This is a genomic window from Duganella alba (assembly GCF_009674495.1).
Taxonomy (GTDB): domain Bacteria; phylum Pseudomonadota; class Gammaproteobacteria; order Burkholderiales; family Burkholderiaceae_D; genus Rugamonas; species Rugamonas alba.
The window spans coordinates 1-17,290 of the sequence record NZ_WKJN01000014.1 but is presented as its reverse complement, the minus strand read 5'-3'; the positions used below and the strand labels follow the sequence as shown (position 1 = coordinate 17,290).

Annotated in this window: 13 protein-coding genes; 2 read left to right on the top strand and 11 right to left on the bottom strand. The window is 62.9% G+C overall.

Annotated elements, in window-relative coordinates:
- Positions 1–9: 9 nt before the first annotated feature.
- The 3 genes from GJ695_RS15285 to GJ695_RS15275 are packed head-to-tail and all read right to left on the bottom strand — an operon-like array spanning position 10 to position 1,829.
- The gene (locus GJ695_RS15285) at positions 10–741 is read right to left on the bottom strand and encodes a glycosyltransferase family 2 protein (RefSeq protein ID WP_154366141.1); all 732 of its coding nucleotides are present in this window, start codon (positions 739–741) and stop codon (positions 10–12) included.
- The gene (locus GJ695_RS15280; protein ID WP_154366139.1) at positions 734–1,369 is read right to left on the bottom strand and encodes an HAD family hydrolase; all 636 of its coding nucleotides are present in this window, start codon (positions 1,367–1,369) and stop codon (positions 734–736) included. The genes GJ695_RS15285 and GJ695_RS15280 overlap by 8 nt, the downstream gene beginning before the upstream one ends.
- Positions 1,356–1,829 carry a PI-PLC domain-containing protein gene (locus GJ695_RS15275; protein ID WP_208023412.1) on the bottom strand — a complete coding sequence of 158 codons (474 nt, stop codon included), beginning with the start codon at positions 1,827–1,829 and terminating at the stop codon, positions 1,356–1,358. The genes GJ695_RS15280 and GJ695_RS15275 overlap by 14 nt, the downstream gene beginning before the upstream one ends.
- Before the next feature lie 288 nt (positions 1,830–2,117).
- On the opposite strand from GJ695_RS15275, the gene GJ695_RS15270 reads away from it, so the two are divergent.
- Both GJ695_RS15270 and GJ695_RS15265 read left to right on the top strand, forming a co-directional pair.
- A complete protein-coding gene (locus GJ695_RS15270) occupies positions 2,118–3,296 on the top strand; it encodes a hypothetical protein (RefSeq protein WP_154366136.1) in 1,179 nt (392 codons plus the stop codon).
- 92 nt (positions 3,297–3,388) lie between these two features.
- Positions 3,389–4,510, top strand: a complete 1,122-nt coding sequence (locus tag GJ695_RS15265; RefSeq protein ID WP_154366134.1) for an alpha-hydroxy acid oxidase — start codon at positions 3,389–3,391, stop codon at positions 4,508–4,510.
- Between the two features lie 22 nt (positions 4,511–4,532).
- On the opposite strand, the gene GJ695_RS15260 is transcribed toward GJ695_RS15265, so the two are convergent.
- The 8 genes from GJ695_RS15260 to rluB form a co-directional block, all read right to left on the bottom strand.
- The gene (locus GJ695_RS15260) at positions 4,533–6,779 is read right to left on the bottom strand and encodes a DUF3141 domain-containing protein (protein ID WP_166455201.1); all 2,247 of its coding nucleotides are present in this window, start codon (positions 6,777–6,779) and stop codon (positions 4,533–4,535) included.
- Between the two features lie 125 nt (positions 6,780–6,904).
- Entirely contained in the window at positions 6,905–8,737 is a 1,833-nt protein-coding gene (gene typA, locus GJ695_RS15255; protein WP_154366132.1) for a translational GTPase TypA, read from the bottom strand.
- A gap of 87 nt (positions 8,738–8,824) precedes the next feature.
- Positions 8,825–9,748, bottom strand: a complete 924-nt coding sequence (gene truB, locus GJ695_RS15250) for a tRNA pseudouridine(55) synthase TruB (RefSeq protein ID WP_154366130.1) — start codon at positions 9,746–9,748, stop codon at positions 8,825–8,827.
- Positions 9,748–10,149: a 30S ribosome-binding factor RbfA gene (gene rbfA / locus GJ695_RS15245; protein ID WP_154366127.1), complete on the bottom strand. Its 402-nt coding sequence runs from the start codon at positions 10,147–10,149 to the stop codon at positions 9,748–9,750. Before rbfA ends, truB begins: the two co-directional genes overlap by 1 nt.
- 78 nt (positions 10,150–10,227) lie before the next feature.
- On the bottom strand, positions 10,228–13,116 hold the full coding sequence (infB, locus tag GJ695_RS15240; protein WP_154366125.1) for a translation initiation factor IF-2: 2,889 nt from the start codon (positions 13,114–13,116) through the stop codon (positions 10,228–10,230).
- Positions 13,117–13,162: 46 nt separating this feature from the next.
- Positions 13,163–14,728: a transcription termination factor NusA gene (nusA, locus tag GJ695_RS15235; protein WP_154358931.1), complete on the bottom strand. Its 1,566-nt coding sequence runs from the start codon at positions 14,726–14,728 to the stop codon at positions 13,163–13,165.
- The gene (gene rimP, locus GJ695_RS15230; protein WP_154366123.1) at positions 14,725–15,213 is read right to left on the bottom strand and encodes a ribosome maturation factor RimP; all 489 of its coding nucleotides are present in this window, start codon (positions 15,211–15,213) and stop codon (positions 14,725–14,727) included. Before rimP ends, nusA begins: the two co-directional genes overlap by 4 nt.
- 237 nt (positions 15,214–15,450) lie before the next feature.
- Positions 15,451–17,290 (bottom strand): 23S rRNA pseudouridine(2605) synthase RluB (gene rluB, locus GJ695_RS15225; RefSeq protein WP_154366121.1); only part of this gene is annotated, 1,840 nt, incomplete at its 5' end.

Genomic DNA, 17,290 nt, shown 5'->3' with positions numbered 1-17,290 from the left:
CTTTTTCCCTTACGCGCGGCGCATTTCGTATTCTTCGATCTTCTTCGGCGAATAAAACGTGTGATAGGACTCGTTGGCCACCGCCAGCGCCTTGACGCGGCGGTTCAGCAGCACCATTTCGTTGAGCACCGGGGCGATGTAGAACACGCCGTCAATCGACGCTTCCTTGCGGATGGAATGCTGCGCCGCCCGCACGAAATCACTGCCGTGCTTGAAGTAGTAGAAACCAGCGATGGCATGGCGGCTGATTGGCCGCTTCTCGGCCGTCTCCACCACATCGCTCTCGTTTTCGATCAGCACATACGACCAGCGCGGATGCACGGAGTTGAAGGTGATGCAGCCGGCATCGGCCTGCATGGCGTTCAATTCGGCCAGGTAATCGTTCAGGTCGACATCGAAAATCTGGTCGCCATTCACGATCAGCAGCGGCTCGTCATTGCCGATGTGCTCGATGGCCAGCAGCGCGCTGCAGGCCGCGCCGCGCGTCGGTTGGCGCAGGCGGATGAAGATGCTGCTGGGGCCTGCCAGCAGGCGCAGCGTGCTGTCCAGGTGGAAGCGCGTGCAGTCCTCTTCGCTCAGCACGAAGATGAAGCGCTTCTCTTCCTTGATGCTCGCCAGATTCTCCAGCACGTGCTGGATCATCGGCTTGCCGAAGATCTCCACCAGTGGCTTGGGGAAGGGATATTCCGGCGTTTCGAAGAACGATGACGGCACGCTCATCGGCAGCAAAATATTAAGCATGTTCGGCCTCAATCATGGCAATTTTCTGTTTGATGGTGAGGTAATTGACTTCGCTGACATCGTTGACGCACAGCACATGCGCGCCCGATTCGCGCGCCGCCTTGATGCCGTTCGGATTGTCCTCGACGATCAGGCATTCGTCCGGCTGCAGCCCCAGCCGCGCAATGGCCACGTTGTAGATTTCCGGCGCCGGCTTCGGCAGTTGCACGTCTTCATTCGACAGGAAGAACTCCAGCATCGGCATCAGGCTGGCGCGCTCCAGCATCATCTCGATCGTGTGCCGGATCGAATTCGAACACACCGCCATGCGATAGCCTTCATGTTGCAGGCGGGTCAGCGCAAACTGGTGGTGAAAGATCGGCTTGCACTTGGCGTAGATCACTTCCATCGTGTAGACCTGCTTCATCTCATTGATAAAGCCGTGCAGCGCCTGCGGCAGGCCGCGCTCCATGGAGAGCATCTTCAGCTTGGTCTTGGTCGGCAAGCCGTCGTAGGTGATCAGGTGGTCATGGCGGCTGATTTCCATGCCAAACAGGCCCAGCGCGCGGTTCAGCGCTTCGTAATGCCATTCCTTGGCATCGATCAGGACCCCGTCCATATCGAAAATAACAGCTTTAATTTTGGCCATGGAAGAACTGCCTTGCAATAGTAGGGAAATCGGTGCACAGGCTGAGCGACGCCTGCTGGTGCAGGCCGGCGTCTTTCAGTTGCTGCCAGAAGGCCAGGTGCGGACGCTTGTGCAATTCCGGCGACACCAGGCAGACCTGCTTGCCCTGGGCCAGCCAGTCGGCGACGTTCGCCATGGTATACCATTCGCCGCGGAAGGCATCGAGCCAGATCCCCACGGCGGCCTCCAGAAACGGTGGCGACAGTTCATATTCGCTGCAACGGGTGTAGGCCGGCACGCCTTGCGCCAGATAGCCCAGCGCGTCCGGCACCGCCATGTCGAACACATAGGCATCGTCGATCCGGTGCCGGGCCAGGGCCTCGCGCACCAGCGTTTGCAGGCCGTCGGCTTTGATGTTCAGCGCCAGTGGCCGCGATTGCGGATGGGCGGCGCACAAGGCCAGGAAATCATCGAGCGGCATTTCGCCGCCGGTTGGCATATCGTGTGAAATTACCACACGCCCCTGCGCATCGCGGAGGTCGGTCTCGATCCCGAAGCCCTCGTGCAACGCCCGCTCAAACGCGATGAGCGCGTTTTTCTCTGGCGCTTCGGTCCAGAAACCCCTATGTGCTAGTATCTTCATCACTGATTATGTCAAGTCGAATCCGGAAGATTTTATAGTACCCATTTCTCGCGTGCAATGGTATCGTTGCGCAAAGAATTTGACCAGCTTAACCCCACTGTTTGCCACTTCATTCCCCCGAAAAAAATGCAAATCACCTCGCTTATCACCGGCAAAGTTCGCGACGAAGCCAAAGCCCTCGACACGACCAGAGCCCTGGTGGCGCTGCGCTCCGAGGGAATAGTGGACCTCATCATTTTTTCGACCTGGATGGGGGAACTGGATGCCTACCCGGCCCTGAAGGATTATTTCCGCCAACAAAATATTTTTGTTGTTGAAGCGCCCGAGCAAAAAATGTCGATCCAGGAATCGCATCAAAAGATTCCCCTGCTGGCCGCGTTAAATCTGCTGGACGCCAACAATTACGTGACGCGCCACCGCTTTGACCGCGTCAAACCCTCGCCGACGTTCCGCGAGCACCTGGTCGCCATTCGCGCCCATGGCGCCGAAGCGACCAGCTATAGCTGGACGCCGAACAAGCACCGCATCACGGTCAACTCGGCATTACTGGATGTGCCATTCTTTCTCAGCGATATAGTTTTTTCGGGCATGAGAGATGATTTGCTGGAACTCATTTCCATTGATGGGATGACCCAGTTATATTGGTCGAACCATATCAATCCCGAGTTCTCGTTTTTTGCCAACGGCTTTATGCCGTATTACCCGGAAATCGGGGATTATCTGGCGACGTATCCCGGTTTGTCTTACGGAAATGAAGAAAAGTGGAAAGCGCTGAAACTCGCGCAGCGCGACACGGAATTCTACGCCCGGATCACCGCGCTTTATTATTTCCTGGTGAGCGCCTGTTTCCAGGTAGGGTATGGCGGCAAAACGGCGCCGCAGGGCGATCAGCCCATTTCGCTGGAAACATTGCTGTTTGAGTATGGTGGCTGGCGCCAGTATCCGGATACCCGCTGGTTTGGCCAGGCCGGCCACCCTTACGTCAAATCGCGGGAAAAATTTGATGCCATTGTGGCTGGAAAATATGCGGCGTCGGATTTCTCCGCCCGGCTGGGACATTATCTGGAGTATTACAAGCAGCACATCCCGACCCGAAAACGCATCGGCCTGCCAAAACTGTCCAGCGAGGCGCTCGGCTACGCCCAGAGCCAGATCGCGCATGGATTGCGGATTCCGCCCTTCGCCGGCCAGATCGAGCAGGATGGCCTGCGCCACAAATATTGGACCAGCCAGATCGGCGGCAGCGAGGCTACGCTGCAACGCAATTCGTCCGCCCAGGAATGGGGCGAGTGGGAAGTGTTCTGACGCATCGTTTTGCCCCGGGCAAAATCGCTTAACGATGGAAAAACCGGGCTGCGGGCTATACTCGAATTTCCGCAGCCTGCCATCGATCAAAAATGTCCGCCCCAACCATTTCGCCGCCCCTCCACAGCATCCCCGCCGACATCCGCAACGCCCAGGACTACGCCGCCCTGGCGCCGCATTTCATGCCGCCCGCGCATTATGCGTACATCAGCGGCGGCAGCGGCCACGGGCAAAGCGTGGCCGCCAACCAGACGGCGCTGGCGCAATGGGCGCTCTACCCGCGCCTGTTGCGCGATGTCAGCCATGGCCACACGCGCATCACGCTGGCGGGCGAGGAGCATGCGCATCCGCTGTTGCTGGCGCCGGTGGCGTTCCACAAGCTGGCGCACGCCCACGGCGAAATTGACACCGCGCGCGCAGCCGACGCCACCGACACCTGCATGATCGCCAGCACCCAATCGTCGTACACACTGGAAGAGACCGCCAGTGCCGGCGGCGCGCGCCGCTGGTTCCAGCTATACCTGCTGCCGCGCCGCGAGGACACGCTGGACCTGCTGCGCCGCGCCGAAGCGGCCGGCTACCGCGCCATCGTGCTGACGGTCGATGCGCCGATCCAGGTCGCCAACCGCCGCGCGCTGGCGGCCCAGTTCCAGCTGCCGCCGGACGTGGCCCCGGTCAACCTGCGCGGCTACGACATCGCGCCGCGCTACGCCGGCAACGGGCCGGGCGACAGCCGCTTCTTCCAGGGCGCCATGCGCGGCGCGCCAGGCTGGGACGATATCCATTGGGTGATGAGCCAGACCAGATTGCCGGTGTGGGTGAAAGGCGTGCTGCATCCGGACGACGCGGCCGCCTTGCGCGATGCCGGCGTGACCGGCCTCGCCGTCTCCAACCACGGCGGCCGCAGCCTGGACGGCGCGCCGTCCGGACTGGACGTGCTGCCCGCCATCCGCGCCGCGGTCGGCCCGGACTACCCGCTGATGTACGACGGCGGCGTGCAGTCCGGCAGCGACCTCTTCAAGGCGCTGGCCCTGGGCGCCAACGCGGTGGCGGTCGGCCGGCTGCAACTGTACGCGCTCAGCGTGGCCGGCGCGCTTGGCGTCGCGCACATGGTCAAGCTGCTGCGTGAGGAACTGGAAATCTGCATGGCGATGGCCGGCTGCGCCACCGTCGCCGACATCACCGGCAAGGCGCTGTTCAAGCCGGCGCGATAGCCGGCCCGAACAGACAAGGCTTTCAAGCGCTCTCGCCTTTCTTCTTGCGCACCACCGCCAGCTTGGGCGCTTGCGGTCCGAAGATGGCGGCCACGCGCTCCAGCCGCACGGCCGCCTCGCCGGTCAGCGTGCCGGTCGCGCCGGCGACCTGGCGCACGATGCCGAGCGCCGTGGTGCGCGCTTCCGGCTCGTCCGGCAGCAGTAGCGGCAGGTCGTCCAGCGCCGCCTCTTCGTTCACCTGCAACATCAGATACTGCTCGCGCAGGATCTTCTTCAGCAGCGTGACGCTCATTTCCTTGTCGTCCGAGGTGCGCAGGCGCAGCTGGCGCATGGCGGCAAAGGCGCGCTCGTCGGCCGCGCTCATCTCCGGGCTGCGGAAGATGTACAGCAGGCCGCGGATGATGGCCTCGGTCACGCCGCCCTCCTTGGTCTTCAGCGCCGCCGCCGCGCGGTTGGCGGTGATGGCCGCCTCGCGCGCGATGTCGCGGCCGATGCGGCGCGGCTTGCCGCCGTCGGTGCTCAGGCCCACCAGCGCCTGCAGCAGCGGCGAACCGTACACGCCGAGGAACATATTTTCCGTGGCCTGGTCGCGCGCATCGCGGTAGCGGTCGAGCGCCTCGACGATCTGCTTCGACCACGCCTCCTGCATCTGCAGGAACACATTGTCCTTGGCCAGCGGACGGCGTTCGGCGCGCACCTTCTCGGCCAGCGCCGGGATCTGGTCCATCAGCGGATTCTTGCTGGAGAACGCCGTGTAGCGCATGCGCAGCGGATGCGCCTCGCGCAGGTGCTCGGCGCTGGCGTCCGTCACCAGGCTTTTCACCAGCGGGCTGGCGAAGGTCTGGTACAGACCCTTGTTGATTTCCGACACGCGCGCGACGGTGGCGAAGCGGCGCTCGTCGGCCACGTCGTTGCCGCCCAGCGCGCGCAGCGCGTCGAGGTTGCGGCGCTCGAAACGCATCACGTAGTCGCCGGCCGCCAGGTCGCCGGCGGCGATTTCGGCTTGCAGCATTTCCTCGTCCTTGTCGAGGAACACCGCTTCGTACAGGCCCGGCGGCATGATGTCGATCATGTCCATGGCGGCGGTGAATTCCTCGTGCTCCTTGTTGGCCACCGAGGCGGACACGAAGATGCCGAGGTGGCCGATGCTCTGGTGCATGGAGTAGATGATGGTCTGGCCGCCGGACACCAGCGCCGCGTCGTCCTCGTACAAATCCAGCACCCAGCCCAGCGCCTGCTGCGGCGGCGTGATGTCGTCGCCCCACGAGCAGAACACCACGATCGGCGACTTGACGTTGCGCAGGTCGATGCGGTGGCCGGCGCTGTCGAGCAGCGCGGCGTCGCTCAGGCGGTTGCCGACGAACAGCGAATCGGCGATGTACTGCATCTCGCCGGCGTTCAGCAGCACCGGATTGCCCCACCATTTTTCAAAGTCGAGGAAGCGCTGCGCCTCGGTGTCGATCTTGGAATAGACGTTGTAGTTCTTGCTCCACAGCGTATTGGACGGATTCATCTTCTCGAAATTCTCGACCAGCTGCGCGCCGTCGAAGATGCCATTGCCAAGGTCGCCCGCCAACGCCGTCATCCAGGTGCCGCCGAGGATGCCGCCGAGGTAGCGCAGCGGATTCTTGCCGCGCACGCCGGCCCAGTACGACAGCGGCGCACCGGCCAGCACCAGCGGACCGACCAGGTCGGGATTCAGCGCGCTGGTCATCATGATCTGCCAGCCGGCCTGGCAGTTGCCGATCAGCGCAGGCTTGCCGTCGGCCTGCGGATGCAGCTCGGCCACCCTGGCGATGAACTGCGCCTCGGCGCGGCACACGTCCTCGATGGTCTGGCCCGGCACCGGATGCGGCGTGAAGCCGACGAAGTAGCATGGATGGCCGGCCTTCAGCACCACGCCGATTTCGCTGTCGTGCTTCATGCCGCCGATGCCGGGGCCGTGGCCGGCGCGCGGATCGAACACGATGAAGGGACGCTTGGTGGGATCGGGCTGCACGCCGTCCGGCTGCAGGATGTGCAGCAGGCCGTAGTTGACGGGGCGTTCCAGGTGGCGGCCGTCCATGACGACCTCGAATTTGAAGGTCAGCACGTGCGGCGCGGTTTGCTCGGCACGGTGGTTGCGTTCGTTGCCGCGCTCGCGCAGCACATCCATGAACAGGACCGAACGCTGCACTGCGTCGACCCAATAATCGCTTGCCTGTTGGGCAAGGTTGAGGGGATTGCCTGGCCAGTTCAGCCAGGGGTTGGTCGTCTTGTCGTCGCTCACCGTGATCCTCCAATGCGTTTATGTTGCCACGCACCAAAGTACCGCAGTAAAAAGGAAAAGGCAAATGAAACAAATGAAAAAAAGCCGCCCGAGGGCGGCTTCTTGATCCAGCGGCAGAGCGTGGCTTACGCTTCGCGCGAAGCTTTCTTACGCTCGTGCTCTTTCAGGAAGCGCTTGCGCAGACGGATCGATTTCGGGGTGATTTCCACCAGTTCGTCGTCGTCGATGAATTCCACGGCGTATTCCAGCGACATCTGGATCGGCGGCACCAGGCGCACGGCTTCGTCGGTACCCGACGAACGCACGTTGGTCAGCTGCTTGCCCTTGATCGGGTTGACCACCAGGTCGTTGTCGCGCGAGTGGATACCGATGATCATGCCTTCGTACACCGGGTCGTTGTGGACCACGAACATACGGCCGCGATCCTGCAGTTTCCAGATCGCGTAGGCCACGGCGGCGCCGTCGTCCTGCGAGATCAGCACGCCGTTGCGACGGCCGCCCAGTTCGCCTTTGCTGTTGTCGACTGGCGCGTAAGCGTCAAACACGTGCGACATCAGGCCGGTACCGCGGGTCAGGGTCATGAATTCGCCCTGGAAGCCGATCAGGCCACGTGCTGGAATACGGTATTCCAGGCGCACACGGCCTTTGCCGTCCGATTCCATGTTTTGCAGGTCGCCACGACGACGGCCCAGCTCTTCCATGACGCCGCCCTGGTTGGCTTCTTCCACGTCAACCGACAGTTGCTCGAACGGCTCGTGGCGCACGCCGTCGACCATCTTGAACACCACGCGTGGACGCGACACGGCCAGCTCGAAACCTTCACGACGCATGTTTTCGATCAGAATGGTCAGGTGCAGCTCGCCGCGGCCCGACACTTCGAAGGTGGTGTCGTCGTCGGTTGGTGCAACGCGCAGCGCGACGTTGGCTTTCAGTTCTTTGTCCAGACGGTCGCGCAGCTGGCGCGAGGTCACGAACTTGCCTTCGCGGCCAGCCAGCGGCGAGTTGTTGACCATGAAGTTCATGGTCAGGGTCGGCTCGTCGACGGTCAGCATCGGCAGCGCTTCCGGGGTGTCCGGTGCGCACACGGTCGAGCCGATGCCGATTTCGTCGATACCGTTGATCAGCACGATGTCGCCGGCAACCGCGTCGTCCACCAGCACGCGCTCCAGGCCCTTGAAGTTCAGCACCTGGTTGATGCGGCCCTTGATCGGGGTCGAATCCGGACCGTTCAGGACGATCACGTCCTGGCCGGTTTTCACGCGGCCGCGGTTGATACGGCCAATGCCGATCTTGCCGACGTACGACGAGTAGTCCAGCGAGGTGATTTGCATCTGCAGCGGGCCGTCCGGATTGTCGTCGCGCACTGGCACGTGTTCCAGGATGGCGTCGAACAGCGGCTTCATGTCGCCCGAGCGCACGTCTTCCGTCAGGCCGGCGTAGCCGTTCAGGCCCGAAGCGTAGACGATAGGGAAGTCCAGCTGCTCATCGGTGGCGCCCAGCTTGTCGAACAGTTCGAAGGTCTGGTTGATCGCCCAGTCGGCGCGCGCGCCCGGACGGTCGACCTTGTTGACCACCACGATCGGCTTCAGGCCCAGGGCCAGCGCCTTGCGGGTCACGAAACGGGTCTGTGGCATTGGGCCTTCCTGGGCATCCACCAGCAGCAGAACCGAATCCACCATCGACAGCACACGCTCCACTTCGCCGCCGAAGTCGGCGTGGCCTGGGGTGTCGACGATGTTGATGTGGGTGCCTTCGTACTCAACAGCGCAATTCTTCGACAGAATCGTAATGCCGCGCTCTTTTTCGAGGTCGTTCGAGTCCATGACACGGGTATCGACCGCTTGGTTTTCGCGGAAGGTGCCGGACTGGCGGAGCAGTTGGTCAACCAGGGTGGTTTTACCGTGGTCAACGTGGGCGATGATTGCAATATTGCGAATTGCGCGTTTAGTAGTAGACATGGTCGTTATCTTGGGGAAAAACTGCGGGTACGTACAGGAGGTACGTAAAGCCGGCTAGTATAGCATGTTGCGACGCAACTTTATCTTTTATTGCGCCACAAACGCGATTAATCGTTCCGGCGCCAGGATGCTGTAGTCGCCGAGGTGGGCGGTGCCGAGCAGCTTGTCGTCGAGGTAGACGCGCACCCTGCCCTGCTCGGCCGGCACGGCGACCGCTTCCTTGCCCAGCGCCAGGCGCTGGCCGTTCAGGAAGCGTTTGGCCAGCTCGGCGTTCAGCTGCACCGCCGGGAAACTGGACAGCAGCGCATCGACCGGCGACAACAGGCTCAACGGTGCTTCGTGCGCAACCAGTTCATCGAGCGTGATCATGTGCTCGGTGGTCAGCGCGCCGACCTGCGTGCGGCGCAGCGCGTTCAGGTGGGCGCCGCAACCGAGCGCTTCGCCGATGTCCTGGCCCAGCACGCGGATATAGGTGCCCTTGCTGCACGTCACCGTCAGCTTGAGGAACGGCGCCTCATACGACACCAGCTCCAGCTGGTGGATGATGACGTTGCGCGCTTCGCGTTCCAGCGTGATGCCGGCGCGGGCGTATTCGTACAGCGGCTTGCCGTCGCGCTTCAAGGCCGAGTACATCGGCGGCACCTGCGCGATCGGGCCGCGGAATTTTTCCAGCACGGCGTGGATCTGTTCCAGCGTGACGTTGACCTCGCGCGTTTCCACCACTTCGCCTTCGGTGTCGCCGGTGTCGGTGGTCTGCCCCAGGTGCACCGTGGTTTCGTAGGTCTTGTCGGCTTCCAGCAAGTCCTGCGAGAACTTGGTGGCCTCGCCGAAGCACAGCGGCAGCAGGCCGGTGGCGAACGGATCGAGGGTGCCGGTGTGGCCGGCCTTCTTGGCGTTGAGCACGCGCTTGGCCTTGATCAGTGCGTCATTGCTGGAAAAGCCCACAGGCTTGTCGAGCAGCAGCACGCCGTCCACCAGATCGCGGACGCGTTTTACACGGGCCTGATTCATTACGCTTCGCCGTCGTCGGCGACGTCATCCAGCGAACGGGTGCTGTTGGCCTGGTCGATCAGCGCCGACATCGCCATGCCGCGCGCGGCCGAGGTGTCGTGCACGAAGTGCAGCTGCGGCAGCGTGTGGATGTGCAGGCGCTTGCCCAGCATATTGCGCAGGTAGCCGGACGCCGCCTGCAGGCCGGCCAGGGTGTTCTTCACCGATTCCGCATCGTCCTTCAGCATGGTGAAGAAGATCTTGGCGTGCGCGTAGTCCGGGGTGACCTGCACCTCGGCCAGCGTGATCATGCCGACGCGCGGATCCTTGAGTTCAAAAACGATCAGTTCGGACAGGTCTTTCTGGATCTGATCGGCCACGCGCAGACCGCGCTGGGGAATGTTTTTACTATGTTTTGCCATGATGATTCCATAAACGGCAAGTGGACGGGAGCTGATGCCCCCGTCCACTTTACCAGATACTGCTGTGTGCCCGCGAAATTACAGGGTACGAGCGATTTCCTGTACTTCGAACACTTCCAGGGAGTCGCCCACCTGGATGTCGTTGTAGTTCTTCAGCGACAGGCCGCACTCCAGACCGGCGCGTACTTCCTTGGCGTCGTCCTTGAAGCGTTTGAGCGAGTCGATTTCGCCGGTCCACACCACGATGTTGTTGCGCAGCAGGCGTACCGAGGACGAACGCTTGACCACGCCATCGGTGACCAGGCAGCCGGCAACCGCGCCGACCTTGGACACCAGGATAACCTGGCGTACTTCGACCTGACCGATGACGGTCTCGCGCTTCTCTGGCGCCAGCATGCCCGACAACGCCGATTTGATCTCGTCGATCGCATCGTAAATGATGTTGTAGTAGCGAATGTCCACACCGTTCGACTCGGCCAGCTTGCGCGCCTGGGCGTCGGCACGGGCGTTGAAGCCGATGATGACCGCTTTCGAGGCCACCGCCAGGTTGACGTCCGACTCGGTGATGCCACCGACCGCCGCGTGCACGATCTGTACCCGCACTTCCGAGGTCGACAGTTTCTGCAGCGAGCCAACCAGCGCTTCCTGCGAACCCTGCACGTCGGTCTTGATGATCAGCGGCAGGTTTTTCACTTCGCCTTCGGCCATCTGGCCGAACATGTTTTCCAGCTTCGCGGCTTGCTGCTTGGCCAGTTTCACGTCGCGGAACTTACCTTGACGGAACAGACCGATTTCGCGGGCCTTGCGTTCGTCGGCCATGACCATGACTTCTTCACCGGCTTGCGGCACTTCGGTCAGACCCTGGATTTCGACCGGGATCGATGGGCCGGCTTCGGTGATCGGTTTGCCGTTTTCGTCCAGCATCGCGCGCACGCGGCCGAAGGACGAACCCGCCAGAATCACGTCGCCGCGCTTCAGCGTACCCGACTGCACCAGCACGGTGGCAACCGGACCCTTACCTTTATCCAGACGGCCTTCAACCACCAGGCCGCGGGCCGGTGCATCGACCGGCGCTTTCAGTTCCAGCACCTCGGCTTGCAGCAGCACTTGCTCCAGCAGGTTGTCGATGCCTTCGCCGGTCTTGGCCGATACCGGCACGAATGGCGATTCGCCACCGTATTCTTCCGGCACCACACTCTCGGCGACCAGTTCCTGCGTCACGCGGTCGATATTGCCGCCCGGTTTGTCGATCTTGTTGATCGCCACCACCAGCGGCACGCCGGCCGCTTTCGCGTGGGCGATCGCTTCCTTGGTCTGCGGCATCACGCCGTCGTCGGCTGCCACCACCAGGATCACGATGTCGGTGGCTTTCGCACCGCGGGCACGCATCGCCGTAAAGGCTTCATGACCCGGCGTATCCAGGAAGGTGATCATGCCGCGCGGGGTGTCCACGTGGTAGGCGCCGATGTGCTGGGTAATGCCGCCAGCTTCGCCGGACGCCACTTTGGCGCGACGGATGTAATCCAGCAGCGAGGTTTTACCGTGGTCGACGTGACCCATGACGGTGACCACCGGCGCGCGCGGCGTCGCTTCGAAGTGCGCGTGCTCGCCCTGGTCGGCCAGGATCGCTTCTGGATCGTCGATCTCGGCGGCGTGGGCCTTGTGGCCCATTTCCTCGACCACGATCATCGCGGTTTCCTGGTCCAGCACCTGGTTGATGGTGCACATCTGGCCCAGCTTCATCAGCTGCTTGATGACCTCGGACGCCTTGACGGACATCTTGTGCGCCAGTTCGGCCACGGTGATGGTTTCCGGCACGTGCACGTCTTTGACGACGGCTTCGGTCGGCGCCTGGAAATTGCTTTCGCGGTCATCCGACTGGTGGTGACGGCGACCGCCGCCCTTGCCACCGCGCCAGCTGTCGCGGCCGGTGCCGGCGCCAGCGCCCGCACCACGGCCCTTGTTGCCACCGCCTGGCGCGCCGCGTTTTTTCGCGTCGTCCTGCCAGGTCGACGACACATTGGCCGACTTGATCGATTTCTTGTCCGCGCCGGCAACGGCGGGTTTCTTGTCGCCCGGCTTGTCGCCCGGCTTGGCCGTGGCGCTGGTGGCCGGCTTGTGCAGCGTGCCTTCGGCAACCTTCGGCTTGACCGGCGCCGGCGCAGGTTCAGGGGCCTTGATGGCGCGGCGTGGCGCGTTCATCATGGCCTTGATCTGGGCCACTTCGTCGGCCACGGCCTGGCGTGCGCGCTCGGTGGCGGCAGCCTGCTCGGCGGCTTCCTTGGCGGCAGCGGCGGTTTTCTTCTTGGCTTCGTCGGCAGCCGCTTTTTTCTTCGCGTCTTCCGCAGCGGTATCGACCGCAGGTGCGGCGACCGGGGCCGAGGCTGGCGCGGCGGCGGCGGCCTTGGCGGCGGCGGCTTTCTTGGCTTCTTCCTTGGCTTCGGCTTCGGCTTCCTTCTTGGCGGCGGCTTCGGCTTCGGCGTTGGCTTTTTCCTGGGCGGCTTTGTCCGCTTCCAGCTTGGCCAGGCGCTCCTGCTTCTCGCGCAGGTCCGCTTCCTGACGGGCGATCAGTTCAGCCTGCTTACGGGCCTCTTCTTCGCGGCGCGCGTTTTCCGCCGCGTCGACCACCGGCGCCGCCGGTGCGGCAGGCGTGGTGGTCAGCGGTTCGTCGCGCTGCACGAAGGTACGGGTTTTCTTGACCGCCACCTGGATCGTGCGGGCCTTGCCATTGGCGTCGGCCTGCTTGATCTCGGTGGTTTCCTTGCGCGTCAGCGTAATTTTCTTCTTCTCTTCAGCGCCGGCGCCGTGGGTACGGCGCAGGTGATCGAGCAGCTTATCCTTATCCTCTTTCGACAATGGATCTGACGCCGAACTTTTGTCGACGCCGGCAGAACGCAGCTGCGTCAGCAGCAAGTCTGCAGGCATCTTCAGTTCGGTGGCAAATTGGGCTACGTTGTTACTCGCCATTCAGTCCTCTTTTCTATGTGTCGCGGAGATGATAAAGATACTCAAATTAAGCCTTTGCGGATTCAGTCAGACTCCACGCCTTGGCTTGCAGGCCTTTGGCGCGGTCATCGTATTTCGCGTCGACCAACTTCATCTCATCGTCGGTCACATCTTCAAATTCACTCGTAATCAGTGCTCGTGCACGGTCCGACGACAACGCCAGGATGGCGCCAAATTCGTCGTAAGCCAGGCCGGCAAAAGCTTCTACCGTTTTGATACCAGCCAGGCCCAGCTTGCCCGCGGTGATGCGGTCCATGCCTTCCAGACCGACCAGCGCCTCGTCCATGCCTTCCAGGCCTTCTTCCGAAGCGATCGCTTCGGTGACCAGGGCGTCACGGGCGCGGGTGCGCAGTTCGTTGACGGTATCTTCGTCGAACGATTCGATTTCCAGCATCTCGGAGATCGGCACGTAAGCGATTTCTTCCAGGCTGGCAAAGCCTTCTTCCACCAGGATGTCGGCCACTTCCTGGTCGACGTCCAGTTTTTCCATGAACAGCGCGCGGATCGCGGCGGTTTCCTGGGCTGCCTTGTCGGCCGATTCCTCGGCCGTCATGATGTTGATCTTCCAGCCGGTCAGGTCGGAAGCCAGGCGCACGTTCTGGCCGGAACGGCCGATCGCGATCGCCAGGTTTTCTTCATCCACCACCACATCCATGGCGTGTTTTTCTTCATCGACCACGATCGACGACACGTTGGCCGGGGCCAGCGCGCCGATCACGAACTGGGCCGGATCTTCCGACCACAGCACGATGTCCACGCGCTCGCCGCCCAGCTCGCCGGTCACGGCCTGCACGCGCGAACCGCGCATGCCGACGCAGGTGCCGATCGGGTCGATGCGCTTGTCGGCCGTGTAGACGGCGATCTTGGCGCGCACGCCGGCGTCGCGCGCCGCCGATTTAATTTCCAGCATGCCTTGTTCGATTTCCGGCACTTCCAGCTCGAACAGCTTCATGATGAATTCCGGCGCGGTGCGCGACAGAATCACTTGCGGGCCGCGCATATTGCGGTCGACGCGCAGGATGTAGGCACGGACGCGGTCGCCGATACGCAGATTCTCTTTCGGGATCATCTGGTCGCGCGGCAGGCGGGCTTCGATCTTGCCCGATTCCACGATGGCATCGCCGCGCTCCATGCGCTTGATGGTGCCGGTGACCAGCGAGTCGCCGCGTTCCAGGAAGTCAGCCAGGATCTGCTCGCGCTCGGCGTCACGGACGCGTTGCAGCACGACCTGCTTGGTGTCCTGGGCGAAGCGGCGGCCGAATTCGACCGACTCGATCGGCTCTTCGATGTGGTCGTCCACTTCGATATCGGCGATCTGTTCCTTGGCTTCGAAGTGCAGGATTTCCTGATCCGGCAGTTGCAGGCCGGCTTCGTCAGGCACCACGTGCCAGCGGCGGAAGGATTCGAACTCACCCGACTCGCGGTCGATCGAAACGCGGATGTCCACTTCACCCTCATAACGTTTCTTCGTGGCTTGCGCCAACGCGAACTCCAGTGCGCCGAAAACGACATCTTTATCGACGTTCTTCTCACGCGCCAGCGCGTCTACCAATAACAAAACTTCGCGACTCATGCTTTGCGTCCCTTAAAATCCACCTGCGGCACCAAGCGTGCCTTATCCATATCGGCGAGCGTAAAATCCAACTGCGCCGGACCTTCCTTGCTTTCAAATTCCAACGACAATTTCTCGCCTTCAGGCTCCAGCAGGATGCCCGTGAACGATTTCCGGTTGTTCGTACCCGGCATGGCCGCGCGCAGCTTGATGACCACCTCGCAGCCGACAAAACGTGAAAAATCCGACAGCTTGCGCAGCGGACGGTCCAGCCCCGGCGACGAGATCTCGAGACGCTCGTAATTCACGTTCTCGACCGTCAGCACGTGCGACAGCTGGTGGCTGACCGTGGCGCAATCCTCCACGGTGATCAGGCCTTTTTCTTCGGCATCTTCCGCGCTGAAATCGATAAACACGCGCAGCAGTCCACGCTCGGCCCGTTCGACATCAACCAGCTCATAGCCCAGACCGACAACGGTCTTTTCAATTAAATCCAGAAGCTGCAAGAAATTCTCCAGTTCAAGGCCTGTTTACATGGTGCAAAACAGGCCGTTTAAAACGGTTCAACAAAAAAAAAATGGGCATCTGCCCATCTTTCTATAACACCTAGCCAGATGAAGAGTCCCGGGGCAGTTACGCGAGTTGGAACTTCTACTAGGCTGGATATTATAACCTTATATGAACTTCGCTGCAATGCCGCACGGGCGGCATGGCAGACTTACAACAAGGCGAAAGTGATCTGCTTAACCCTTGCGACGACGCGGCATGCCGTGGTCGGCGGCGCCACCACGCGGCGGCTGGCCACGGCGCGGCGCGCCACTGGCAGCGCCGAAACCGAACGTGGTTTGCAGCGGATCCGGCTGGCGCGGACCACGGCTCGGGCCCTTCGGCTGCTGGCCGCGAGGCTGGCCGCCTTGTCCCTGGCCCTGGCCTTGCGGACGGCCACCCTGGCCCTGCGCGCGCGGCGCCGGACCCTCGCCGAGCGGACGGCCGCCGGCGTAGGCGCCGATGCCTTGCGGACGACCGCCTGGACGACTGGAAGTCTGCCCCTGGCCGCCTTGCGCGCCGCCCGGACGGCCTTTGCCGCCGCGACCGCCGCCATTGCCGCCACCGTTGCCGCCGAAGCCACCCTGGCCACGGCCATTGCCGCGCGGTTGCTTGGCGAACGGCAGCGCATTGGCGTTGCTGGTGTCGGCACGGTTGAAGTTCGGCTCGTTTTCGTCGTCCTCGTCGTCATCGTAGAAATCACGATCGTCACGGCGGTCGGCGCGTTCCGCCTGCTGGTCGCGTCCACCGTTGCGGCCGCGTTTTTCCGGACCTTTGTTCTGTACCGGCTTGGCCTGTTGCTGACCTTGGCCCTGGCCCTTGCCGCGCGGAGCGGCGGCGGCAGGCGCTGCCGCAGGCGCGTCGCCGCTACCTTTTTTCTCGACCGCGTAGGCCGCCATCAGGCCGCGCACCGCGTTTTCTTCCATCTCTTCCCAGCGGCCGCGTTTCAGGCTGCTTGGCAGGGTCATGGCGCCGTAGCGGGTACGGATCAGGCGCGACACGGTCAGGCCGATCGCCTCGAACATGCGGCGCACCTCGCGGTTACGGCCTTCGCCGATGATCACGCGATACCACTTGTTGATGCCCTCGCCGCCGCCGTCGGCGATCTTGGAGAACTGCGCCACGCCGTCTTCCAGCTCGACGCCGGCCAGCAGTTTCTGGCGCATGCCCTCTTCCAGCTCGCCCAGCGTGCGCACCGCGTATTCACGGTCGATACCATAGCGCGGGTGCATCAGGCGGTTGGCCAGGTCACCGGAGGTGGTAAACAGCAGCAGGCCTTCGGTGTTGAAGTCGAGGCGGCCGACGGCCAGCCATTTGCCGGCCTTCATGGTCGGCAGACGGTCGAACACCGATGGACGGCCTTCCGGATCGTCCATCGAGACGATTTCGCCGGCCGGCTTGTGGTACACCAGCACGCGCGGCGGCTTCTTGCTGACGCGGCGCTGAATCAGTTTGCCGTTGATGCGCACGGCATCGGTCGGCAGGATGCGCTGGCCGATGTGGGCCGGCTCGCCGTTGACCGACACGCGGCCGGCAACGATCAGGTCTTCCATGTCGCGGCGCGAACCCAGGCCGGCTTCGGCCAGCACCTTGTGCAGCTTCGGCGCGTCGTCGTCCGAGGTCAGGTCGCGGCGCACCGGCTTGGCCGGCTGGCGGCCCTTGCCGTCTTCGCGGTCGAACGCATCCGAGGTCACGTAAGAGAATGCGGCGTCGGCATCGTTACCCTTGGCGCCACCGGCGTTCTGGCCGCCCTGGCGTGGTTTGCCGTTCTTGCCGTTGCGCTGCGGCTTGCCGTTGCGCTGTTCATTGCGCGGACCACGCTCCTGGCGCGGCTTGCCGTCACGGCCAACGGCTGGTGCTGCGGCAGCCCCCTCTTCCGCTGGCGCGGCAGCGCCTTCCACCACGGCGACCGGTTCCGGACGCGGCATACTGGCTTCACGCAGCGCGCGCTGTTCGCGCATCTGGCGCGGACCGCGTGGACGCTGCTGGCGCTCGGCGCGCTCGCCGCCTTCGGCCGGCGCGGCGGCTTCAACGGCC